The organism is Pseudomonas migulae, from assembly GCF_024169315.1.
Classification (GTDB): Bacteria; Pseudomonadota; Gammaproteobacteria; order Pseudomonadales; family Pseudomonadaceae; genus Aquipseudomonas; species Aquipseudomonas migulae_B.
Genome location: NZ_JALJWR010000001.1, coordinates 5,538,088 through 5,558,902 on the forward strand (window position 1 = coordinate 5,538,088; position 20,815 = coordinate 5,558,902).

24 protein-coding genes are annotated in these 20,815 nt (G+C 58.8%); 14 read left to right on the forward strand and 10 right to left on the reverse strand.

What is annotated here, in order from left to right; all coding sequences use genetic code 11:
• Positions 1-21 precede the first annotated feature (21 nt).
• From J2Y86_RS25390 to J2Y86_RS25400, 3 genes are all read left to right on the forward strand, one after another.
• The gene (locus J2Y86_RS25390; protein WP_253437944.1) at positions 22-336 is read left to right on the forward strand and encodes a 3-phosphoglycerate kinase; all 315 of its coding nucleotides are present in this window, start codon (positions 22-24) and stop codon (positions 334-336) included.
• A 226-nt stretch (positions 337-562) separates the two neighbouring features.
• The gene (locus J2Y86_RS25395; protein ID WP_253437947.1) at positions 563-1,162 is read left to right on the forward strand and encodes an FMN-dependent NADH-azoreductase; all 600 of its coding nucleotides are present in this window, start codon (positions 563-565) and stop codon (positions 1,160-1,162) included.
• A gap of 334 nt (positions 1,163-1,496) precedes the next feature.
• Entirely contained in the window at positions 1,497-2,363 is an 867-nt protein-coding gene (locus tag J2Y86_RS25400) for a carboxylate/amino acid/amine transporter (RefSeq protein WP_253437951.1), read from the forward strand.
• 108 nt (positions 2,364-2,471) lie between these two features.
• Here J2Y86_RS25400 and J2Y86_RS25405 read toward each other — a convergent pair whose 3' ends face one another.
• Positions 2,472-3,770, reverse strand: a complete 1,299-nt coding sequence (locus tag J2Y86_RS25405) for a mechanosensitive ion channel family protein (protein WP_253437954.1) — start codon at positions 3,768-3,770, stop codon at positions 2,472-2,474.
• A 192-nt stretch (positions 3,771-3,962) separates the two neighbouring features.
• Between J2Y86_RS25405 and J2Y86_RS25410 the strand changes: the two genes are divergently transcribed.
• The gene (locus tag J2Y86_RS25410; protein WP_084323398.1) at positions 3,963-5,309 is read left to right on the forward strand and encodes a DEAD/DEAH box helicase; all 1,347 of its coding nucleotides are present in this window, start codon (positions 3,963-3,965) and stop codon (positions 5,307-5,309) included.
• A gap of 81 nt (positions 5,310-5,390) precedes the next feature.
• On the opposite strand, the gene J2Y86_RS25415 is transcribed toward J2Y86_RS25410, so the two are convergent.
• Positions 5,391-6,677, reverse strand: a complete 1,287-nt coding sequence (locus J2Y86_RS25415) for a CitMHS family transporter (protein WP_253437957.1) — start codon at positions 6,675-6,677, stop codon at positions 5,391-5,393.
• Positions 6,678-6,946: 269 nt separating this feature from the next.
• Here J2Y86_RS25415 and J2Y86_RS25420 point away from each other — a divergent pair, with 269 nt between their 5' ends.
• The 3 genes from J2Y86_RS25420 (at position 6,947) to J2Y86_RS25430 (ending at position 9,954) form a co-directional block, all read left to right on the forward strand.
• Positions 6,947-7,888, forward strand: a complete 942-nt coding sequence (locus J2Y86_RS25420; RefSeq protein WP_253437960.1) for a hydroxymethylglutaryl-CoA lyase — start codon at positions 6,947-6,949, stop codon at positions 7,886-7,888.
• Positions 7,885-9,096: a CaiB/BaiF CoA transferase family protein gene (locus J2Y86_RS25425; protein ID WP_253437964.1), complete on the forward strand. Its 1,212-nt coding sequence runs from the start codon at positions 7,885-7,887 to the stop codon at positions 9,094-9,096. Before J2Y86_RS25420 ends, J2Y86_RS25425 begins: the two co-directional genes overlap by 4 nt.
• 87 nt (positions 9,097-9,183) lie before the next feature.
• Positions 9,184-9,954, forward strand: coding sequence for an IclR family transcriptional regulator (locus J2Y86_RS25430; RefSeq protein ID WP_253437967.1), 771 nt, complete (start codon positions 9,184-9,186; stop codon positions 9,952-9,954).
• Positions 9,955-10,004: 50 nt separating this feature from the next.
• On the opposite strand, the gene J2Y86_RS25435 is transcribed toward J2Y86_RS25430, so the two are convergent.
• Positions 10,005-10,280 carry a hypothetical protein gene (locus J2Y86_RS25435; protein WP_253437970.1) on the reverse strand — a complete coding sequence of 92 codons (276 nt, stop codon included), beginning with the start codon at positions 10,278-10,280 and terminating at the stop codon, positions 10,005-10,007.
• A 187-nt stretch (positions 10,281-10,467) separates the two neighbouring features.
• Here J2Y86_RS25435 and J2Y86_RS25440 point away from each other — a divergent pair, with 187 nt between their 5' ends.
• Both J2Y86_RS25440 and J2Y86_RS25445 read left to right on the forward strand, forming a co-directional pair.
• Complete coding sequence (locus J2Y86_RS25440; RefSeq protein WP_253437973.1) at positions 10,468-10,896, forward strand: Sbal_3080 family lipoprotein; 429 nt, start codon at positions 10,468-10,470, stop codon at positions 10,894-10,896.
• Between the two features lie 8 nt (positions 10,897-10,904).
• On the forward strand, positions 10,905-11,324 hold the full coding sequence (locus J2Y86_RS25445) for a DUF2846 domain-containing protein (RefSeq protein ID WP_253437975.1): 420 nt from the start codon (positions 10,905-10,907) through the stop codon (positions 11,322-11,324).
• Between the two features lie 101 nt (positions 11,325-11,425).
• Here the strand turns inward: J2Y86_RS25445 and J2Y86_RS25450 are convergent, their stop codons facing one another.
• A complete protein-coding gene (locus J2Y86_RS25450) occupies positions 11,426-12,160 on the reverse strand; it encodes a DUF899 domain-containing protein (RefSeq protein WP_253437978.1) in 735 nt (244 codons plus the stop codon).
• Positions 12,161-12,337: 177 nt separating this feature from the next.
• Here J2Y86_RS25450 and J2Y86_RS25455 point away from each other — a divergent pair, with 177 nt between their 5' ends.
• Complete coding sequence (locus J2Y86_RS25455) at positions 12,338-12,727, forward strand: transcriptional regulator (protein ID WP_253437982.1); 390 nt, start codon at positions 12,338-12,340, stop codon at positions 12,725-12,727.
• A 125-nt stretch (positions 12,728-12,852) separates the two neighbouring features.
• Here J2Y86_RS25455 and J2Y86_RS25460 read toward each other — a convergent pair whose 3' ends face one another.
• The 3 genes from J2Y86_RS25460 to J2Y86_RS25470 form a co-directional block, all read right to left on the reverse strand.
• Positions 12,853-13,722 (reverse strand): DUF6279 family lipoprotein, encoded by an 870-nt coding sequence (locus J2Y86_RS25460; RefSeq protein ID WP_253437985.1) that lies wholly within the window; start codon positions 13,720-13,722, stop codon positions 12,853-12,855.
• Positions 13,723-13,787: 65 nt separating this feature from the next.
• Positions 13,788-14,504, reverse strand: coding sequence for a TorF family putative porin (locus tag J2Y86_RS25465; protein ID WP_253437988.1), 717 nt, complete (start codon positions 14,502-14,504; stop codon positions 13,788-13,790).
• Positions 14,505-14,720: 216 nt separating this feature from the next.
• Complete coding sequence (locus tag J2Y86_RS25470) at positions 14,721-14,909, reverse strand: hypothetical protein (protein ID WP_017337097.1); 189 nt, start codon at positions 14,907-14,909, stop codon at positions 14,721-14,723.
• 351 nt (positions 14,910-15,260) lie between these two features.
• Between J2Y86_RS25470 and J2Y86_RS25475 the strand changes: the two genes are divergently transcribed.
• Positions 15,261-16,097, forward strand: coding sequence for a CvfB family protein (locus J2Y86_RS25475; protein ID WP_253437992.1), 837 nt, complete (start codon positions 15,261-15,263; stop codon positions 16,095-16,097).
• A gap of 65 nt (positions 16,098-16,162) precedes the next feature.
• A complete protein-coding gene (locus J2Y86_RS25480) occupies positions 16,163-17,095 on the forward strand; it encodes a DMT family transporter (protein ID WP_253437996.1) in 933 nt (310 codons plus the stop codon).
• Here J2Y86_RS25480 and J2Y86_RS25485 read toward each other — a convergent pair.
• Complete coding sequence (locus J2Y86_RS25485; RefSeq protein ID WP_253437999.1) at positions 17,040-18,221, reverse strand: MFS transporter; 1,182 nt, start codon at positions 18,219-18,221, stop codon at positions 17,040-17,042. The two genes, J2Y86_RS25480 and J2Y86_RS25485, sit on opposite strands and share 56 nt — an antisense overlap.
• Positions 18,222-18,324: 103 nt before the next feature.
• Here J2Y86_RS25485 and ptrR point away from each other — a divergent pair, with 103 nt between their 5' ends.
• Both ptrR and J2Y86_RS25495 read left to right on the forward strand, forming a co-directional pair.
• The gene (ptrR, locus tag J2Y86_RS25490) at positions 18,325-19,218 is read left to right on the forward strand and encodes a putrescine utilization regulator PtrR (protein ID WP_253438003.1); all 894 of its coding nucleotides are present in this window, start codon (positions 18,325-18,327) and stop codon (positions 19,216-19,218) included.
• Positions 19,219-19,357: 139 nt separating this feature from the next.
• Positions 19,358-19,498, forward strand: coding sequence for a PA1414 family protein (locus tag J2Y86_RS25495; protein WP_253438007.1), 141 nt, complete (start codon positions 19,358-19,360; stop codon positions 19,496-19,498).
• Between the two features lie 222 nt (positions 19,499-19,720).
• On the opposite strand, the gene J2Y86_RS25500 is transcribed toward J2Y86_RS25495, so the two are convergent.
• Both J2Y86_RS25500 and J2Y86_RS25505 read right to left on the reverse strand, forming a co-directional pair.
• A complete protein-coding gene (locus J2Y86_RS25500; RefSeq protein WP_253438010.1) occupies positions 19,721-19,972 on the reverse strand; it encodes an acyl carrier protein in 252 nt (83 codons plus the stop codon).
• Positions 19,973-20,027: 55 nt separating this feature from the next.
• Complete coding sequence (locus J2Y86_RS25505; protein ID WP_253438013.1) at positions 20,028-20,753, reverse strand: MBL fold metallo-hydrolase; 726 nt, start codon at positions 20,751-20,753, stop codon at positions 20,028-20,030.
• Between the last annotated feature and the right edge of the window lie 62 nt (positions 20,754-20,815).

The window sequence follows — 20,815 nt, forward strand, 5'->3', positions numbered from 1 at the left end:
GTCCTTATTGGAGACTGCCGAATGAAAAAATTCTGTTATGTGGTGTTGGCGATGCTGCCGCTGACGGCCTTTGCTTACCCGATCGACGTACAAAAACAGTTGAACGGTATGAGCATCGACTACAACACGTATGACACGGATACCGACATCGCCTCCATTCAGGTGAACAACTACGGCAGCACCGATGCAGTCTGTAAGGTGGTTTTCAATAACGGTCCGGAAGCGCCACGCACCCGCAATATCGAAGTGGCTGCCGGCAAGCACAAAAATGCCACTGCCAAATTCAACCGGACCATCATCAAGATGCGCATCAATCTGACCTGCACTCCGAAATGACTCTGTAGGAGCGAGGCTTGCCCGCGAAGGCGATGCACCAGTCGACATCAATGTTGAATGACACGGCCCCTTCGCGGGCAAGCCTCGCTCCTACAGAAGGGTGCATTCAGCTTATAAACGAATTTATTGATGGGTTGTAGCAGTTATTTGCGCTTTTTCATCGATATGACACTGTTTAACCTTCACTCCATCGACTTACAACATTCTCAGATGGAGGCTACATCCCATGTCCCGCGTTCTGATCATCGAAAGCAGCGCCCGTCAGCAAGACTCGGTTTCCCGTCAACTGACCCAGACCTTCATCAGCCAGTGGAAAGCCGCACACCCCAACGACCAGATCACCGTGCGTGACCTCGCCGTCAACCCGGTGCCGCACCTGGACATCAACCTGCTGGGCGGCTGGATGAAACCCGCTGAGCAGCGCAGCGACATCGAACAGGTTTCCCTGGAGCGCTCCAACCAGTTGACCGACGAATTGCTGGCGGCGGACGTGCTGGTCATGGCCGCGCCCATGTACAACTTCGCCATTCCGAGCACCCTTAAAGCCTGGCTCGACCACGTGCTGCGTGCCGGCGTGACCTTCAAGTACACCGAGACCGGCCCGCAAGGCCTGCTCAGCGGCAAGCGCGCTTACGTACTGACCGCTCGCGGCGGGATCTACGCCGGTAGCACCGCGGATCATCAGGAACCCTACCTGCGTCAGGTCATGGGCTTCATCGGGATTCACGACGTGACCTTCATCCATGCCGAAGGCATGAACCTGGGCGGCGACTTCCAGGAGAAGGGACTGAACCAGGCCAACGCCAAGCTTTCCCTTGTCGCCTGATACGTTAATCGCCAGATAATCACTGGATGGTCTAGTGACCTGGCGCAACCCTTCAAGCCTGTACGCGCATCGACCTCCCTTTGCACTTGTTGCTCCTGAGTGCTGTAGCCCGATTGAACGCTTTAGCGAGATCGGGCTTTTTTTTGCCTGCGGTTTGATGAGTACACAGAGAACCCTGTGGGAGCGGGCTTGCCCGCGATGGCGGTGTGACAGGCAAAATTGAATTGACTGATACGCCGTCATCGCGGGCAAGCCCGCTCCCACAGGGATCTGTGGGCTCTCGCGATCGTCGGCAAAACCCGCTATCGTCGCCGCCATTCAAAACGAGGCGAGCATGGGCTATCTACTTTTTGTCACGCTGATCCAGGCGTTTTCCTTCAGTCTGATCGGCGAATACCTGGCCGGTCATGTCGACAGTTACTTTGCGGTGCTGGTGCGAGTGGTGCTGGCAGGACTGGTCTTCATTCCGTTGACCCGCTGGCGTTCGGTGGAACCGGCGTTCATGCGCGGCATGCTGCTGATCGGCGCGTTGCAGTTTGGCGTGACCTACGTCTGCCTGTACCTGAGCTTCCGGGTGCTGACGGTGCCGGAAGTGTTGCTGTTCACCATCCTCACACCCTTGCACGTGACCCTGATCGAAGATGCGCTGAACCGGCGCTTCAATCCGTGGGCGCTGGTCGCCGCACTGGTGGCCGTGCTTGGCGCGGCGGTGATTCGCTTTGACCGGATCAACCCGGACTTCTTCATGGGGTTCCTGTTGCTGCAACTGGCCAACTTCACCTACGCCGCCGGGCAGGTGCTTTACAAGCATCTGGTGGCGCGCCATCCGAGCGATCTGCCGCATTATCGGCGCTTCGGTTTTTTCTATCTCGGCGCATTGGCGGTGGCGTTGCCGGCCTTCCTGCTGTTCGGCAAACAGAATTTCCTGCCCGAAGCACCGCTGCAATGGGCCGTGCTGGTGTTCCTCGGCCTGGTGTCGACCGCGTTGGGGTTGTACTGGTGGAACAAGGGCGCGTGCCTGGTGAATGGCGGGACGCTGGCGGTGATGAACAATCTGCATGTGCCGGTGGGGTTGCTGATCAATTTGCTGATCTGGAATCAGCATGAAGAGCTCGGGCGATTGTTCCTGGGTGGTTCGGTGATTTTGATGGCGGTGTGGATCAGCCGGTTGGGTGTACGCCAACCGGCAGTCGCGCACTAAACCCTTGTGGGAGCGGGCTTGCTCGCGAAGAGGTCATGTCAGTCGACATTAATGTTGAATGACACACCGCATTCGCGAGCAAGCCCGCTCCCACAGGGGATTGCGGTGTTACATAACGTGTTTTTCAGGTTCGGGAATGTGGCTGGCGCCCAGCATGGCCGGGAGCAACCCGGCCCTTAGATCCCCGCCACTCGGCTGCTGATAAAGGCTTAGTCCGAACTCGGGCAGCACCGCCAGCAAGTAATCGAAAATGTCCCCCTGAATCCGCTCGTAATCCGCCCACACCGTGGTGCGCGTAAAACAGTAGATTTCCAGCGGAATCCCCTGCGCCGTCGTCTGCATCTGCCGCACCATGCAGGTCATGTTCGGCTGGATCTCCGGATGGCTCTTCAAATACGCCAGCGCATAGGCGCGGAAGGTCCCGATGTTGGTCATCCGCCGCCGGTTGGCCGACATGGCCGCGACGTTGCCCTGAGCCTCGTTCCAGGCCTTGAGTTCTGCCTGTTTGCGGGTGATGTAGTCGGTCAGCAGGTGCACCTGGGACAGCTTTTGCTCCTCGTCATCATGGATGAAGCGCACACCGCTGGCATTGATGAACAGGCTGCGTTTGATCCGCCGCCCACCCGACTGCTGCATGCCGCGCCAGTTCTTGAACGACTCGGACATCAGGCGCCAGGTCGGAATCGAAACGATGGTCTTGTCGAAATTCTGCACCTTGACCGTGTGCAGCGTGATGTCCACCACATCGCCATCGGCGCCGACTTGCGGCATCTCGATCCAGTCGCCGACCCGTAGCATGTCGTTGCTGGTCAGCTGCACACTGGCGACGAACGACAGCAGGGTGTCCTTGTAGACCAACAGAATCACCGCCGACATGGCGCCCAGCCCCGACAGCAGCAACAGCGGCGAGCGGTCGATCAACGTGGCGACGATGATGATCGCGCCAAACACGTACAAGACCATTTTCGTTAGTTGCACGTAGCCTTTGATGGAGCGGGTACGGGCATGCTCGGTGCGCGCATAGATATCCAGCAACGCGTTGAGCAGGGCGCTGATGGCCAACACCAGGAACAGAATGGTGAAGGCCAGCGCCGCGTTGCCGAGGAAAATCAGGCTGGTTTTGCTGAGTTCCGGTACCAGGTGCAGGCCGAACTGGATCAGCAGCGACGGCGTCATTTGCGCCAGGCGATGAAACACCTTGTTCTGCCGAAAGTCATTAACCCAATGCAACGCCGGTTGACGGCCCAGCATTTTTGTCGCATGAAGAATGAGGTAACGCGCCACTCGTCCGAGGGCCAGTGCCACCAGCAGCAGCAAAAGCAGCCCGAGGCTGGAATGCAGGAGCGGATGCTGATCGAGCGCACCCCAGAGGTCTTGGATGTTGAGCCAGAGCTGTTTGATATCCATGGGTAAAACCGTTCTTCTATAGGACGCGTCGGGGCGATTAGAGCATTTAAGACGCTTTGGATGACGTTTGAGGACAAAACAAGCAACAAAAAAGCCACTGTTTACGGTCGTTTGCATAAAGAAACTCGGCCTCGGCGCTCGAAACCGTTACCCTATGCAGCTGTTTTTTTGTATTTCTTCGAGGTAGCACCCGTGTTTTCCCAATTCGCCCTGCACGAACGCCTGCTCAAAGCCGTGGCCGAGCTTAAATTTGTCGAGCCAACGCCTGTGCAAGCAGCGGCTATTCCGCTGGCGCTCCAAGGGCGTGACCTGCGGGTGACAGCGCAAACCGGCAGCGGCAAAACCGCCGCCTTCGTCTTGCCGATCCTCAACCGTCTGATCGGCCCGGCGAAAATCCGCGTCAGCATCAAGACCCTGATCCTGCTGCCAACCCGCGAGCTGGCCCAGCAGACCATCAAGGAAGTCGAGCGTTTCGCTCAGTTCACGTTCATCAAGTCCGGTTTGATCACCGGCGGTGAAGACTTCAAGGTCCAGGCCGCCATGCTGCGCAAGGTGCCGGACATCCTGATCGGTACGCCAGGGCGGATGATCGAACAACTGAACGCCGGCAACCTCGACTTGAAAGAAGTCGAAGTGCTGGTCCTCGACGAAGCCGACCGCATGCTCGACATGGGTTTTGCCGAAGACGTGCAGCGTCTGGTGGAAGAGTGCACCAATCGCCAGCAGACCATGCTGTTCTCCGCCACCACCGGTGGTTCGGGTCTGCGCGAAATGGTCGCCAAGGTCCTGAACAACCCGGAACACCTGCAGCTGAACAACGTCAGCGATCTGAACGCGACCACCCGTCAGCAGATCATCACCGCTGACCACAACCAGCACAAAGAACAGATCGTGAACTGGCTGTTGGCCAACGAGACCTATCAAAAGGCCATCGTGTTCACCAACACCCGTGCCATGGCCGACCGCATCTACGGCCGCCTGGTCGCGCAGGAATACAAGGCATTCGTCCTGCACGGTGACAAGGATCAGAAAGACCGCAAGCTGGCCATCGACCGCCTGAAGCAGGGCGGTGTGAAGATCCTGGTTGCCACCGACGTTGCGGCTCGCGGCCTCGACGTGGACGGCCTGGACCTGGTGATCAACTTCGACATGCCGCGCAGCGGCGACGAATATGTTCACCGCATCGGTCGCACCGGCCGTGCCGGCAACGATGGCCTGGCCATCTCGCTGATCTGCCACGGCGACTGGAACCTGATGTCGAGCATCGAGCGCTACCTCAAGCAGAGCTTCGAGCGCCGCACCATCAAGGAAGTCAAAGGCACCTACGGCGGACCGAAAAAGGTCAAGGCCTCGGGCAAAGCCGTTGGCGTGAAGAAGAAAAAAGTCGACGCCAAGGGCGAGAAGAAGAAAACCGGCGCCAAGGCACCGACCAAGCGCAAGATCGCCAACCGCCCGAAGACCGACGCCCTGTCGCTGGTCAGCAAGGACGGCATGGCCCCGTTGAAACGCCGCAAGCCGGAAGCACCGGCTGCTGAATAAGGCGCGGTAGCGATCCCATAAAAAAACCGGACCCATGTCCGGTTTTTTTATGCCCATCAATCAAAACGCGGACCCCAACGTTTACCGAACAATCGAAATAGACCCCAACGCCAACGCCGCCAACAACATCACCCCCACCGTGCCAATCGTCCATTTCAAGGTCATGCGCTGGTTGTCGCCGTAATCCAGATCCAGCAACCCGCACAGCAGGTACGTGGACGCCACCAGCGGACTGAGCAAATGCACCGGTTGACCAATCAACCCGGCGATCGCCATTTCCTTGCCGCTGATGCCGTAGTGGCTGGCGGTTTCGGCGAGGATCGGCAACACGCCAAAGTAGAACGCGTCGTTGGTCAGCACGTAGGTGAACGGCATGCTGATGAACGCGGTGATGATCGACATCGAACTGCCGGCCCATTCCGGGATGACGTGGATCAGGCTTTCGGAAATGGCCTTGGTCATGCCCGTGCCGCCCATGATGCCGACGAAAATCCCTGCGGCGAAAATCAGCAGGGTCACCGCCATGACGTTGTCGGCGTGGCGCGCGATGACCGCTTTCTGGTCTTTCAGGTTCGGGAAGTTCACCACCAGCCCGATGCCGAACGCCAACATGAACAGCACCGCGGGCGGCATCACGGCGAGCATCATCATCGCGATCAGGGCGACGGTCAGCGCGGCGTTGAACAGAAAACGCCAGTCGTTCAGGCGAAACTCGGTGAAGTGTTCCAGCCCTTCATTGCCGTCGAGTTGCACCACGCCCAGGCGTCGCCGTTCCAGCCGACCCAGGTACAGCGCAACGAAAATCACCCACACCAGCCCGATGGCCATCAACGGCAGCATCGCCACGAACAGCTCGGTGATGTCCACCTTCATGGCGCTGGCCGCCCGGGAAAATGGCCCGGCCCACGGCAGAATGTTCATCACGCCAATGGCCAGCAGCAACACAGTGGCCATGACTTGCAGACGCACACCGGTGCGGCGATACAGCGGCAACAGCGCCGCGCAGGTGATGATGTAAGTGGTGGCGCCATCACCGTCCAGGCCGACGCAGATCCCCAGAATCGCCGTGCCCAGCACGATCTTCTGCGGATCGCCTTTCACCGCTTTGAGGATCAGCTTGACCAGCGGATTGAACAACCCGGCGTCGGTCATCATGCAGAAATACAGGATCGCAAAGGTCAGCATCACCCCGGTCGGGGCGAGCATTTTCAGGCCGTCGAACATCATCGGCCCCAGTGCAGTGGTGTAGCCGGCCAGGCAGGCAAAGGCGACCGGGACCAGCAGCAACGCCACCAGCGGGGACAGGCGTTTGCTCATCACCAGATACATGAAGCACGTGATCATCGAATAGCTGAGTAGAGTCAGCATGATTTCCCTCGTTTTTTATAGGTTTTGTCCGGGTATGACGGCGGGCGAAGCGACGCTTTGTCATTTGCTGTGTTCTGTCAGACAGAACATCATTCTTTTTGATGGAACAACTTTCCGATCAATTTTTTACGCTGTCAAGTTTTTGTCCGTTCGTTGACAAGCCACCGAGACCCGACAGATACTAAAAATAGAACAATATTCTGTCAGATAGAACGCATGTCGAAGTGCCCGAAAACACGGGCTCTCGTGGCGTATCAGGAGGGCTTGTGATGGGTCATTCGAACGAAATCGATATTCTGGTCAGCGAAGTCGGACCGCGTGACGGGCTGCAAAGCGTTTCGGCCACCATGCCGACCGGGCTGAAACTGAAATGGATCGCCGCGTTGGCGAATGCCGGGCTTCGCGAGATCGAAGTGGGGTCTTTCGTTTCGCCGAAACTGTTGCCGCAGATGGCGGATGCCGCAGAAGTGGTGGCTTATGCGCGGACCTTGCCCAACCTGTTCGTGACCGCGCTGGTGCCCAACCTCAAGGGCGCCGAAGCGGCGTTCAAGGCCGGCGTGCAGAAAATCACGATGCCGATTTCGGTGAGCGAACCCCATTCCCTGGCCAACATCCGCAAGACTCACGCCGAGGTCTATCGGGAGGTGCGCAACGTCGTGGCCTTGCGCAACGAGCAGTATCCGCACGTCGAAATCGAGGCCGGGTTGTCCACGGTGTTCGGTTGCACGATCCAGGGCGAAGTGCCGGATGACGACACCCTGCGCATGGCCACGATCATGGCCGAACTGGGCGTCAACGAAGTGGGGCTGGCCGACACCGTCGGTTACGCCAATCCGACGCAAGTCCGCCGCCTGTTCACCCGGCTACGCCAGGAACTGGCGGGTGTTGCCGGCAGTGCGCACTTCCACAACACCCGCGGCCAGGGCCTGGCCAATGTGCTCGCAGCGCTGGACGTCGGCGTGACCACTATCGATGCCTCCCAGGGTGGAATCGGCGGTTGCCCTTATGCGCCCGGTGCATCCGGCAACATCGTCACCGAAGACCTGGTTTACCTGCTCGAATCCATGGGCCTGCGCACCGGCATCGACCTCGATCGGCTGGTGAAGGCCCGCGAGTGGTTGCGCCAGGGACTGCCGGGTGAACCGCTGTACGGCTTCATCCCCGACGCCGGCGTGGGCAAGAATTTTCACTATGCAAAGAAGGCGGTATGAACATGAGCCTCAGCCAACAACACAAGCCTCTGCCGCTGGCCGGTATCCGGGTCATCGAGTTCGTCCACATGGTCATGGGGCCAACCTGCGGTCTGGTGCTGGCTGACCTCGGGGCCGAGGTGATCAAGGTCGAACCGACGCCTGCGGGCGACAACACCCGGCGCTTGATGGGGTCTGGTGCGGGTTACTGGACCACCTACAACCGCAACAAGAAAAGTTTTGCCGTCGACCTGAAAACCGCCGAAGGCATTGCCGCGGTCAAGAAACTGATCGCCACCGCCGACGTGGTCACCGAGAACTTCCGTCCCGGCACCATGGACAAACTCGGCCTGGGTCACGCCGATGTCAAAGCGATCAAGCCGGACATTATTTACAGCTCCATGAAAGGTTTCCTGCCCGGCCCTTACGAACATCGTACGGCGCTGGACGAAGTGGTGCAGATGATGACGGGCCTGGCCTACATGACCGGCCCGGTCGGCCAGCCCCTGCGCGCCGGGGCATCGGTCAACGATGTCATGGGCGGGATGTTCAGCGCGATTTCGATTCTTGCGGCGCTGTTGCAGCGAACCCAAAGCGCTCAGGGCCAGTTCGTGCAGACCGGCCTGTTCGAGAATTCGGCATTCCTGGTGGCCCAGCACATGATGCAAAACGTGGTCACCGGCGAGCCTGCGGCGCCGATGCCGAGTCGGGTCTCGGCATGGGCGATCTATGACGTGTTCCACTGCGCCGGTGAAGAGCAGATTTTCCTCGGCGTGGTCAGCGACAGTCAGTGGAAAAGCTTTTGCGAGGTGTTCGGTTTCGATGCCTTCGGCAGTGATCCGCAGTTGGCGGGCAACAACCAGCGAGTCGCCGCGCGCAAGGTGATCCTGCCGCAAGTCCGCGAGTGCCTGGCGCGCATGAGCAAAGTGCAGGTGATGGCGCTGTGCGAAAAGGCCGGCCTGCCGTTTTCGCCGATCCAGCGTCCGCAGGACATGTTTGACGACAAACACCTGAACGAGTCTGGCGGCATGGCGCAGGTGACGTTGCCTGACGGCCAGTCGGTCAAGGTGCCTATGTTGCCGTTCGAAATGGACGGGCAACGCTTTGGAACACGTTTGAATGTGCCTGTGCTGGGTAGCCATTCCGATGAATTGCTGGCCGAGCTGGGTTACACCGCAGCCGATATTGGCGCGCTGCATGACGCGGGCATCATCAAGTCCGAAGCGTGAAGGGTGGTCGCCCGTTCGTTCAACGGTTAAGGTAGCCGCTGCGCTGCCCGGTGCTGGCGCCGTCCTGAAGTTTTGTCACGAGCGAACATGAGCAAACAATCACCATCGGAAGACGAACCTTCCACGCCTGCTGCCGACGGTGGCGTGGCGGCCGTGGATCGCGCCTTTGCGATCCTTGCGGCGTTCGATGTCGGCAGCAACAGCCTGCCGCTGGCGGAAATCGCCCGGCGCACCGGACTCTATAAAAGCACCATCCTGCGATTGATGAGTTCGCTGGAACGCGCCGGTTTCATCCGCCGCCTCGGCGACGGCCAATACGCCGTCGGCCCCGAGCCGCTGCGGTTGGCGCAGGTTTATCAGACCTCGTTCCGCCTGCGGGATGTGATCTACCCGCTGCTGGAATCCCTGTCCGAAGCGAGCGGCGAAACGTCCTCTTTTTACGTGCGGGAAAACGACAGCCGCGTGGTCTTGTTTCGCGTGGAGCCAAAGCGCGCCGTTCGGGTTTCCCTCCATGAAGGGGCACGATTCCCGCTGAGTGCCGGGGCATCCGGAAAAATCCTGCGAGCGTTCGGCGCGTTGTCTGACTCGGCGCTGGGAACGATTCGCGAGCAATTCTGGGCGACGTCCTTCGGTGAGCGGGACCCGGAGACGGCTTCGGTGTCCGTTCCGGTATTTAACGCCGCGTATGATTTGACGGGAGCGTTAACCTTGTCTGGGCCGGCAGAGCGATTCAATCAGGAGAAGGTGGCTACGGCGTGCGGGTTGTTGCTCGATGCCGCGGCCAGGGCGACCGTGGCGTTAGGCGGGGACAATCGGGAATTGCTCAAGGCAGGTGAGCGCGTTGCCGTAGGAGGCTGACCTTCCTCAAATCAAAGATCGCAGCGAGGCTGCGATCTTTGATCTTGTCTTCAACCCTCGGCTTTTTTCTCCGCCGTACCCAACTCCTTCAACCGCTGATCGATCAACTGGCACTTGTCCGGTAGATCGGCGCTGGCCGTGCCCAGATCCATCTTCTGCAACTCATCGTTGATCTCCTTGGCTTTCTTCGGATTCTGCTCCGTGAGCTTGGTGACTTCCTTGGCCAGTTGTTCACGTTTGGTGGTGGCTTCCTCCGGCGTGCAAGCCCAGGCGGGGAGGGCGCAAGCGAGGGTGGCGGCGAGGGTGAGTTTCAGCAGGATTTTCATGGAGTGGGCCTCGGTTCCGGTTAAGGCGGGTTATCCGGTTGAGGGTTGAGCTGAGGGGAAAGTTCAGCGCGCAGGCATCTTTTGTTCACACCACGGGCTGATAACGAATCCGTCAATTGACCGAAAAAGGACGCCAATCTAGTATGCCGGCATCATTTTGCCATCACTCGCCAATCAGGGATTGAACATGCTGTTCAGAGCCGTCACGGCAAGCCTTCTACTGGCATTGGCCGGTTGCACCAACATCAACGTCGAACCCGTCGCTCCTCAATACAAAATCTCGCAGCTGTGCATCGAAGAAAACCCGAAAGTAGTGGTGGGGGATTTCGTCGATGGCCTGCAAACGCTTTTGCGCAAGCACAACATCGAAAGCCGGTTGTACGCCGCACCCATTCCGAGCAGTTGCGAATACCGTCTGACCTACACCGCCATCCGTTCCTGGGACTTTTCCCCGTACTTGTCCGATGCCAGTGTCCGGCTCTTCAAGGGCGGTCAACAGATCGGCTTTGGTCAATACCATCTGACCGGTGAGGGTGGCTTCGATCCGTCGAAAGTGGCACCGGTCGAGGAAAAAATGGCACCGGTGATCAATCAGTTACTGGGACAAAACAAATGAGCACAGCAATGAAAAGTATCCCGGTTCTGTTGCTCATGCTGTTGTTGACCGGATGCGGTCACACCAGCTCCAGCCAGCCCTATTTCGAGCCGCCGGCGCCGCCTCAAGGCAAGGCGCTGGTTTACATGATGCGGACCCAGGTCATTCAAGGCAGCTTTTATGACAGCGTGTTCAGCATCAATGACAGCGCGGTGGTCGGTCTCGATGACAAAAACTATTCCTGGGTTCTGGTGAGCCCGGGCCTGCATAAAGTCTCAGCCGGCCCGCGCCCGCACCCTCGAAACGTGTTCTTGAACCTGCAGGTCGAGCCGGGCAAGGAATACTTCATTGAATACACGCAGGAGTACGCGGCCGAGATGGTCCGGGTGCGGGATGCCAAGGAAGGGAAAGCCATGGTGAAGGGGTATTCGTATATCCCGGTGAAGTAGTTGCGCGCTGTAGATGGGTGATCCATGCACATAAGCAAAAGGGCGACCAACAGGCCGCCCTTTTTATTTGCGTCACGGCATTCGCTTGCAAGCGATGGGATCTATCCCCCATGGCAGCAGCTCGAAGAGGCCTTGTCTTCATAGCGATCGTGATGCCTTACCCATTCCATGATTTCCTCTTCGTTGCGGCCCTTGGGCATGAGGTCGAGGTAGTTGTAGGCGCCGACCAGCATGTCCAGGCCGCGGGCATAGGTGGAGTAAGTGTGAAAAATATCGCCCGCTTCGTTGCGATAAAACACGCTGAGGCCTGGGAGTTCTTCCTCGGCGCCGTCGGATTTTTCATAGTTGTAGGTGGCCTTGCCGGCCGCGACATCTTCTGCTCGGGCCGAGACACCAAAGTCATAGTTGAAGTCGCAGCCTGCTGAGGACACCCAATCGAACTTCCAGCCCATGCGCCGTTTGAACGCCTGGAATTCGGCGAATGGCGCGTGGGAAACGGCCACCACGGCCACGTCGTGATGCGCGAGGTGCTGGTTGGCGCCGTCGATGTGGTCGGACAGGAAGGAGCAACCGGGGCAGCCTTCGTCCCAGCCGTCGGCGAACATGAAGTGGTAGATGACCAACTGGCTGCGACCGCCGAACAGATCGGCCAGCTTCAGTTCGCCGTTGGGGCCCTGGAAGCGGTAGTCCTTGTCGATTTTCACCCAGGGCAGGGCCCGGCGTTCGGCGCTGAGTTTGTCCCGTTCCCGGGTGAAGGCTTTTTCGTGAGCCAGGTGTTGTTTGCGAGCGGCGAGCCATTCTTCTCGTGATACGACTGGATGGTTCTGAATGTTCATCGGGTTTTCTCCTGCGCAATGCTGGGAGGTGACTGACACAACCTTGTCGTTTGGCCGGTGCCGAATTCGACATACCGCCGGTCAGCGCCGTTCAAAACCTTGGCTGAACGGCTGCGCGCATCGCCGGTCACAACCTATGAAGGCCAACACACTCACGGGCTTTGGAGGTTGAACAGGATGACGACTTATAACTGGGATTTGATTGAGCGCTTGCTGCACGAAGTGCAAAACGCAGCACCCAACTTCACGCCACGGCCCTATGCCGAGCAGTACGCCGCGGAAAAAGCCACGGAGGGCGAACAGACTGAAAACCTGGATCACCTGAAAGCGGTGGCCGGCGAGTACGAAAAGTTACTGCTGGAGCGCGGTTACATCGAACCTCGGCCTGAAGAACAGGGTGGGACCGGTTCTAATTACATGCTGACGCCACGGGGTTCGAGTTTGTTGAGCCTGATCGACAGCAGCATTCCGGGCAATGATCATCCGCGGCAAGTGCTGGATGAGCAGGAAGATGCGCTGGATGAAGTGACGTTTGATGAAGTGGCGTCAAAGGCGCAGATCGCCTGATTGCACCTATAACCAACTGTGGGAGCGGGCTTGCTCGCGAATGCGATTTAACATTCAACATATCTGTGGACTATTACACCGCATTCGCGAGCAAGCCCGCTCCCACATTGGATTTCTGTTGTCCCTTAGCTCTGTTTCGCGGCCTTAAGGCACTTCAAATCATTGAAGTCCTTGCGCACTCCTTCGATTTTCTTCAACAACCGCTCACGCTGGGCCGGTGTGCTCTCGGCCATCACATCCACAAACAGGCTCCGCGCCTGCGCTTCTGTGTTGGCGTAAGCCTTACGGTAATCGGCCGTCCATAGACTCTCGCGATTCACCAGAAGTGTCTCGATTCTCTGTGGGAATTCCGGACTCTGACGTTGCGCAACCGCCGCGCTGAATTGCTTCTGCCAATGAGCCCGGTTGGCAATCCATTGCGTGTTCTGTTCACCCAAGGCATTCGACCAGGCGACGACTCGTTGTTGCTGGGTTGGACTGAGCGGGCCGAGCCAGTCATTCAAGCGTTTTTCCATACGTTCGCCGCGCTCCTTGATCTGCTGATCGAGGGGCGGTTTCAGGTAATCCTGCTGGCGTTTACGCTGGTCCTTGGCAAACGCGTCGTTCATCTCTGCCACTTGCTTGTCATCCAGCCCCTGCAACAGCTCGATGGCCGACGGCGTGATTTCCCGTGCCGTCTGGGCGATGGCTTGTTTGGCTTCCCGGGTGCGGGCTTGCAGCGCGGCGTCGGTCACCTGATTGGTTTCCACCATCGATTGCAAGCGGTCGAGCCAGTCGAGGTAACCCGGCAGTTGCGTGGTGCAGTGCCAGCTCAGGTGTTCTTTCAGGCGCTCGTTGAACCAGCCTTTCTGCTCGCCGTTCATGTCCAGGTAATCGCTGAGCGTCCACGGAATGATTACGTCGAGGTTGCGATAGGCCAGGCCCACGCGACTGCACGCGCCAAGGGCGAGACTGAGGGTGATGACGATGGCGAGACACTTCAACCAGCGCGACATGGGCGAGTCCTTGCGATAGCGTAGGTTCTCATGTGAACGCAGGATGAGCCTGCCAGTTCAGCCGATCAATAGAACGCGTGTTCGGCCTTGAGGGTGACCAGGCCGTCGCACTGACTGTTGTGCCCGGAGTAGGCGGAGCAGTCGCTGCCGCTGAGGCTGGAGTCGCTGTAGATCAGGTCCAGGTCGATGCCCATGAACGGCCGGGACAGGGTCAATGACCAGTCGGTGAAACTGCCTACATACCCACCGTCCACCGACACCGGTGTGTTGAGCTGGTGGGTGGTGTATTTCATGCTGATCCCGACGCCGAACGGCTGATTGCCGCCCAGGTCGGCGAACACTGTGCTGTTCTGTTTGTCGGGGTCGTTGCTGAAGGCTGCGCCGAAACGGCTGCCCAGCAGGGTCAGGCCGCCGAAGAGTTCCTGGGTGTCGAGGGTATCCACCTTCGGGTAGCTGTAGCGGATCATGCCGACTTCGTAACCGAGGGTTTGGTCGAAGGGTTGTTTAAAACCCATGTAGGAATCGACTTCCAGATTGTTCCCCTGGCTCAATCCCATGCTCGGTGACCATTGGCCGAAGTAGAAGCCGCTGTCGTGGCTCAGGTCGAGGCCGCCGTGAAAGGAACCGGTGGTCGAGGGTTTGACCAGCCCCTGGGCCATGCTGCGACTGGGGGTGGTGCCGAGCTTGAGATCGAAGTCCCCCAGTTCACGCTGGAAGATTTGCGCGTCGGCGACCGGGCTTGAAAGCAGCCCGCCGAGCAAAAACAGAAAGGGTTTGAGCATGCGTCACTCCATGACAGCGGGGAGCAGAAACGAAAAACTGCTGAAACGCTTAATCTAGACGTGTGCAAGCATACCGGCGAATGCTCGGCATCGAGGGCCGTTCGTCGATTTTTGAAATATTGATGGTTTGACGGGGTGTTGCGGGAGGGTTCCAGTCCAAGCGCTTCGAAGCTCAAAGCGCTTACGGACCAGGTGACGCGAGGATCTGTAACGGTGTTACTTTTTGCCGAGCGTGATCTGCTTGGACGGGCCGAACGTCTGGCCGCTGACGCCTTTGGCAATTTGCTGGATCTCGCCACCGGACTTGAGGAACGCAGCAATCTGGTTGTTGATCGATTCGCTGGTTTCAACGGCTGGAGCTGGCTTTGCTTTGCTGTTGGATGCTTTTACACGCATGGCGGCCATTAACCTGTAGAAAATTAACTTGGCCACGCATCGTACAGGAAATACTTGACAATTGCTTGGTAAATATCCCCCTGAAATACACATCACAAAAACACGGTCAGTCGCAAGTTGTTATTCGAAATATCCACGTAAGCTGCTGTTTTAAATAAGAACATCGGTGGATATAAATGGAATTTTTCCGGCTCGGAGGGGCGAAAATCAGCAGGCTGGTCTGACGAGTGGCCAGAGGTGTCCGAGAAAACCCAGGAAAATTAAGACCTTCACAGGATTTTTCTCGCGCCACCTGGCCGGGCGTCGAACGGCGCGTGCAAAAACGGGTAGAATGCCGCCCACGCAATGAGGGTATTGGAAATGGCTTTAGTCGGGCGTTACAACAGTTTGCAAGTGGTTAAACACACTAACTTCGGTTTATATCTGGACGGTGGCGCGGATGGCGAAATCCTTCTGCCTAATCGTTATATCCCCAAAGATATTCCCAGCGAAGATGAAGACTGGCTCAACGTTTTTATTTATCTGGACAGCGATGACAAACTTATCGCAACTACCGAAAAGCCGAAAGTGCAAGTCGGTGAATTCGCCAGTTTGAAAGTCGTTGAAGTCAACAGCATCGGTGTTTTCCTGGATTGGGGTCTGCCGAAGGACCTGTTGCTGCCGTACTCCGAAGAAAAGCGCCAGATGACCGCAGGCGAGTACGTCGTGGTGCACGTCTACCTCGACAAGCACACCCGCCGCATCACTGCGACCGCGCGTCTGGACCGTTATCTGGACAAGACCCCGGCCAGCTACACCCCTGGCCAGGAAGTTGATCTGCTGGTTGCCGAAGCCACCGACATGGGCTTCAAGGCGATCATCAACAACAAGCACTGGGGCCTGATCCACAAGAACGAAATCTTCAAGTTCATGCGCGCCGGCAAGGAAGAGAAAGGCTTCATCAAGGAAGTTCGGGCCGACGGCAAGATCAGCCTGAGCCTGCAACCGGTGGGCGAAGAAGCAGCCACCAGCCTCAACTCGAAGATCCTCGCCAAGTTGCGTGAAAACAACGGCACGCTGCCGGTGAGCGACAAGAGTGACCCGACGGTGATCACCAGCATGTTTGGCGTCAGCAAGGGCAACTTCAAAAAGGCCATTGGTGCGCTGTACAAGAATGGCCAGATCGTTATTCACGCCGATCGCATTGAACTGAGCTGATTGCACGCCGGCCTTTGCTTTAACTGTCGAGTCATTGCCATGGATTGTGTTGACGAGGTGTTCCGGTGAGCGCCAATCGCCGTAGCGCCGATGCTTTTGCCCTGCAAGTGATGATGGGGTTGTGCCTGATCTGGGGCGTGCAGCAGGTGATGATCAAGTGGGCGGCGCCTGACATCGCGCCGGTCATGCAGGCTGCGGGGCGGTCGGGCATTTCTGCGTTGCTTGTAGGATTGCTGATCTGCTGGAAGGGCGGCTGGGATCAGGTCGGCAAAACGTGGCGCGGTGGATTGTTGGCCGGTGCGCTGTTCGGACTGGAGTTCTTCTTCATTTCCGAAGGCCTGCAGTTGACCACGGCCGCTCACATGTCGGTGTTTCTTTACACCGCGCCGATCTTCACCGCATTGGGCGTGCACTGGCTGTTGCCGAGTGAACGTTTGAGGCCCGTCCAGTGGCTGGGCATTTTCCTCGCCTTCATCGGGATTGCCATCGCGTTTGCCGGTGGCGTGTCGTGGGACAACCTCGATCGCCGCATGTTGATGGGGGATGCGCTTGGCGTATTGGCCGGTGCCGCCTGGGGCGCGACCACCGTCGTGGTGCGTGCGTCGCGCCTGTCGGAAGCGCCGGTGACGCTCACGTTGTTCTACCAGCTGATTGTCGGTTTCGTCGGTTTGCTGCTGATCGCGATGCTCAGTGGCCAGGTCACCCACGTCAGCCTGACCACCGTGGCGGTGGCCAGTGTGCTGTTCCAGGGTCTGGTGGTGTCGTTCTTCAGCTACCTGACCTGGTTCTGGTTGCTGCGTCGCTATCTGGCGGCGAACCTGGCGGTGTTTTCGTTCATGACGCCGTTGTTCGGCGTCACGTTCGGTGTGGTCTTGCTGGACGAAGCGCTGAGCCTCAACTTCGTCATCGGTGCCGTGCTGGTACTGCTCGGCATCACGTTTGTCAGCGCTGAACAGTGGGTGCGCCGCCGTTTGCGCAAAGCCCTCGGCCAGCACTGACCGGACCCAACAACAGACCACCCGCGATAAACAAACCGCTGCCCGCAACGATCAGCGCCGGCTGCAAACCACCGCTGAAATGGCTGCTCAATGCGGCCAGCAACGGTCCGGCGAGCTGACCCAAGGCGAAGAATGCGGTCAGCAGCCCGGCGTTGCGCTGAGTGGCGTGGGGCGCCAGTTCCCGCGAGCGTTGCATCACCAGCTGCATGCAAGCCAGGAACGGCGTGCCACACAGGATCACCCCCAGCGCCAGGCCTGACCCGCTGCCCAGCAGGCAGGCGAACACACCGGCTGCTTGCAGCCACAGCGTTGCCATCAGCCAATGACGGGTGGCGTTCGGGTTGTGACGACGAAGACTCACCAGCACCACGCCGATGGCCGAGGCCAGGCCAAAGAATGGCCAGAACAGGTCCGCTTGCCATTGGCCATGGAACTGCGCGTTGGCCATCTGCGAGAGGAAAGTGGCCGGGATGATGTAGCCCAGACCGTACAACAAGTAGATCACCCCCAAACGGCCGATCCCCTGGTTGCCTGAACCGGCAGCGCTGGAGGCGACGGCCACGGTGGCGGACGGTTGGGGCAGGAATGGCAGAATCCCCAACAGCATCACCAGTGCGACGCCGGCGTATACCAACCACAAGGTGGCAGAGGTCTGTCCCAACAGGTTCGAGCCCAACGCCAACAATCCTGTCAGAAAAATACCCAGGCCCGGTCCGGCAAATACCACTGCGCCAAGCCGAGGTCGACCGGCTGCCGCGGCCAGTGGCTGGCTCAACGCGGTGATCATCACCAGCACCCAGGCGCTGGCCACACCCGTGCCGAAACGCAGCAACAGATGCGACCAGAAGCCGTTCGCCCAGAACGAGGCGAGCGTGAGTAATACACACAGCCACAACCCGCCCAGCAGCCGTTGCCGGACTTGCTCGGGACGCCGACAGAACATCGCGTCCACGGCGCCAACGAAATATCCAAGGTAGTTGGCGGCGGCAATCAGACCGGCAGCTGTGAGGTCGATCTGACCTTCGCTGAGCAGGTGCGGCAATTGCGGGGTGAGGGCGAACCGCCCGATGCCCATGGCCATCATGAGCGCGATAAAACTGGCGAGTAAGCGAATCAGCGGGGACATAGTCTGAGTTCCGGCAGAGGGTCAATGACCGTCAGGCTAAGACTGATTGACTTTCTTTAAAAATGAATAATAGTGAGTAACTTGTTCTGATTTGGAGAATGGTGTGGAATTCAGCCAATTGCGGATCTTCCAGGCGGTGGCGGAAGAGGGCTCGATTACCCGTGCTGCCGAGCGTTTGCATCGGGTGCCATCGAACCTGTCGACACGACTCAAACAACTTGAGGAGCAGCTCGGCGTAGAACTCTTCTTGCGCGAGCGTCAGCGTTTGCAGTTGTCTCCTGCGGGAAAAGTCTTGCTGGACTACACCGCGAAGCTGTTCAACCTGCGTAATGAGGCGCAAGCGGCGGTGCAGGGCGGGCAACCGGCGGGTGATTTCGTGCTGGGTACGATGTACAGCACCGCGGCCATTTACCTTCCGCAATTGTTGGCCCGCTATCACCGTACTTACCCGGCGGTGAACCTGCAGGTGCAGTCCGGGCCCAGCGGAGAGTTGCTGGAAGGCTTGCTCACCGGTCGTCTGGATGCGGCGCTGGTGGATGGCCCGCTGGAGCTGGCCGGGCTCGATGGCGTGCCCTTTCGCGAGGAACGTTTGGTGCTGATCAGCGAAGCCGATCATCCGCCGGTGCGCAGCGCGCTGGATGTGGAGGGGCGCTCGGTGTTTACCTTTCGCCAGGGCTGTTCTTACCGGACGCGTCTGGAAGCCTGGTTCTCCCATGATCACGCGGCCATGGGGCGGGCGATGGAGATTGAATCCTATCCGGGAATGCTCGCCTGCGTGATTGCCGGCTCGGGCGTGGCGTTGATGTCAGAGTCGATGCTGGCCAGCCTGCCGGGTCGCGAAAGTGTGGCGGTGCACCCGCTGGCCGAGCCGTTCGCCACGGCGACGACCTGGCTGATGTGGCGCAAGGGCATGGTCGGGGCCAATCTGAATGCGTGGATCGAGCAGCAAGAAGCGGTCTATCCGTCGGAAACGACACCGGCCCGGGCAATAGCCTGAACTAATGGTCAGGTATTTGGATCAATTCAGTAACAGATCATTGCGGATTTTACCGAGCATTACGTAGGACTTCGGACTATTATCAGTGCGAAGGGGCTACAGAATTTCAGCCGCTCGGCACTACCCTGAAGGGGGCACCATGAAAGAGAAAATCCAAAACTGGCTGCATGACCTGGGTGTCGCACTCGGTTTGATCGAACCGCCTCTGCAACCTGTGCCAATCCGCACTGACGACGAGCAACGTCGCCGCCAGCCGCGCCGCCAGCCGCGCCGCCGGTAACGGCCGACACGAGGTCTGTGGCAAACGTGCTTTTTGTGACGAGGGGGCTTGTCGGAACGCCGCACCGCCCCGCTCGGCTGCGCAGCAGTCATAACATCGGCAGACGCGGTCCGCCTGACACAACCGGGGTGAATGGTTTTGGGGCTGCTTCGCAGCCCAACGGGGGCAAGCCCCCTCGCCACAGGTTTTCGGATGCCAAATAGTCCGTAGTTGGCACACGCCTCAATCCCGCCCGATCTCCATCAAAAACCCACTCAAATCATTCACCGTCCTGGCGCTCTTGAGCATCCGGTCTTCCTCTGCCGTAAACGCCGTCAACCCCAGCTCATCTTCCAGATGGAAAATCAGGTCTTCGATGTCCGCTTTTTCCAACCCTAATTCCATCAGGCTGGCGTCATCGTCGAAGTCATCCTGACGCTCCAGCAGTCGGCTGATGAAACGATGCACAGCGGAACGTACGGCGGCTCTTTTCATGAAGGCACTTCGAGGGTGTTGATCGTGATTTCCCTGCGCTTGAGTACAGCAGGCTTCAGGCGTGCGAGCGCTGCCACTCGTCAATCATGCTGCGCAAATGTTCGCCGGAAAAACTTCCGAAATGGCCGCCATGCACGGTGCGGATCGGCAACTCACGCAAGCGTTGCAGGCTGCGCGCGTAGTCATCGAGGTCGGAGTGGTAGGCGTCTTCGATCAGCGGCCCGTCGTAGATGATGTCGCCACTGAACAGGGTTTCGGTGGCCGCTTCATACAGGCTGATGCCACCCGGTGAATGCCCGGGCGTGTGCAGCACTTGCAGCACGCGATTGCCCAGATCCAGCACGTCACCTTCCTCGATCATCCCCGTGGCCGGTGCGGCTTTGACCCGGTATTCGGCGTAGCACAGCGGGCAGTCGGGGTGAGCCTCGAACATGTCGTCGCCGACGAATGCCCGGCTCAAATCGTTTTCGCCGTCAGGTGCCGCAAGGATGTCGGCCTCGGCAGGATGCACCAGGCGTTCAGCAAATTCGTGATGACCGGCGATGTGATCGAAATGGCAATGACTGGCCACGGCCACCAGCGGCCGTTCGGTGATCCACGGCAGTTGCTCGCGCAAGCTCACCAGTCCGGAGCCGCTGTCCAGCAGCAGGTCCTTGTCGCGGCCCTGAATGTGCCAGAGGTTGCAGCGGTAGAAGGGGCGGATGTAAGGCTCGTGGATCAGGCGGATGCCATCGCTGAGCTGTTTGACCTCGAACCACTGATCGCGAGCAACAATCTTCATCAAAGGTTTTCTCCAGACGAAAAAAAACGGGTGTGGCAACCGACGCCACACCCGTCGAAGAA

Excerpts from the sequence above, each read along its gene's own strand:
- J2Y86_RS25400 (WP_253437951.1), top strand. The coding sequence starts at position 1,497 with ATGGGCTATCTACTTTTTGTCACGCTGATCCAGGCGTTTTCCTTCAGT.
- J2Y86_RS25465 (WP_253437988.1), bottom strand. The coding sequence starts at position 14,504 with ATGCTCAAACCCTTTCTGTTTTTGCTCGGCGGGCTGCTTTCAAGCCCG.
- J2Y86_RS25460 (WP_253437985.1), bottom strand. The coding sequence starts at position 13,722 with ATGTCGCGCTGGTTGAAGTGTCTCGCCATCGTCATCACCCTCAGTCTC.
- J2Y86_RS25475 (WP_253437992.1), top strand. The coding sequence starts at position 15,261 with ATGGCTTTAGTCGGGCGTTACAACAGTTTGCAAGTGGTTAAACACACT.
- J2Y86_RS25505 (WP_253438013.1), bottom strand. The coding sequence starts at position 20,753 with ATGAAGATTGTTGCTCGCGATCAGTGGTTCGAGGTCAAACAGCTCAGC.
- J2Y86_RS25395 (WP_253437947.1), top strand. The coding sequence starts at position 563 with ATGTCCCGCGTTCTGATCATCGAAAGCAGCGCCCGTCAGCAAGACTCG.
- J2Y86_RS25445 (WP_253437975.1), top strand. The coding sequence starts at position 10,905 with ATGAAAAGTATCCCGGTTCTGTTGCTCATGCTGTTGTTGACCGGATGC.
- J2Y86_RS25425 (WP_253437964.1), top strand. The coding sequence starts at position 7,885 with ATGAACATGAGCCTCAGCCAACAACACAAGCCTCTGCCGCTGGCCGGT.
- J2Y86_RS25420 (WP_253437960.1), top strand. The coding sequence starts at position 6,947 with ATGGGTCATTCGAACGAAATCGATATTCTGGTCAGCGAAGTCGGACCG.
- J2Y86_RS25485 (WP_253437999.1), bottom strand. The coding sequence starts at position 18,221 with ATGTCCCCGCTGATTCGCTTACTCGCCAGTTTTATCGCGCTCATGATG.
- J2Y86_RS25405 (WP_253437954.1), bottom strand. The coding sequence starts at position 3,770 with ATGGATATCAAACAGCTCTGGCTCAACATCCAAGACCTCTGGGGTGCG.
- J2Y86_RS25450 (WP_253437978.1), bottom strand. The coding sequence starts at position 12,160 with ATGAACATTCAGAACCATCCAGTCGTATCACGAGAAGAATGGCTCGCC.
- J2Y86_RS25470 (WP_017337097.1), bottom strand. The coding sequence starts at position 14,909 with ATGGCCGCCATGCGTGTAAAAGCATCCAACAGCAAAGCAAAGCCAGCT.
- J2Y86_RS25495 (WP_253438007.1), top strand. The coding sequence starts at position 19,358 with ATGAAAGAGAAAATCCAAAACTGGCTGCATGACCTGGGTGTCGCACTC.
- J2Y86_RS25415 (WP_253437957.1), bottom strand. The coding sequence starts at position 6,677 with ATGCTGACTCTACTCAGCTATTCGATGATCACGTGCTTCATGTATCTG.
- J2Y86_RS25430 (WP_253437967.1), top strand. The coding sequence starts at position 9,184 with ATGAGCAAACAATCACCATCGGAAGACGAACCTTCCACGCCTGCTGCC.
- J2Y86_RS25455 (WP_253437982.1), top strand. The coding sequence starts at position 12,338 with ATGACGACTTATAACTGGGATTTGATTGAGCGCTTGCTGCACGAAGTG.
- J2Y86_RS25435 (WP_253437970.1), bottom strand. The coding sequence starts at position 10,280 with ATGAAAATCCTGCTGAAACTCACCCTCGCCGCCACCCTCGCTTGCGCC.
- J2Y86_RS25500 (WP_253438010.1), bottom strand. The coding sequence starts at position 19,972 with ATGAAAAGAGCCGCCGTACGTTCCGCTGTGCATCGTTTCATCAGCCGA.
- J2Y86_RS25440 (WP_253437973.1), top strand. The coding sequence starts at position 10,468 with ATGCTGTTCAGAGCCGTCACGGCAAGCCTTCTACTGGCATTGGCCGGT.
- J2Y86_RS25390 (WP_253437944.1), top strand. The coding sequence starts at position 22 with ATGAAAAAATTCTGTTATGTGGTGTTGGCGATGCTGCCGCTGACGGCC.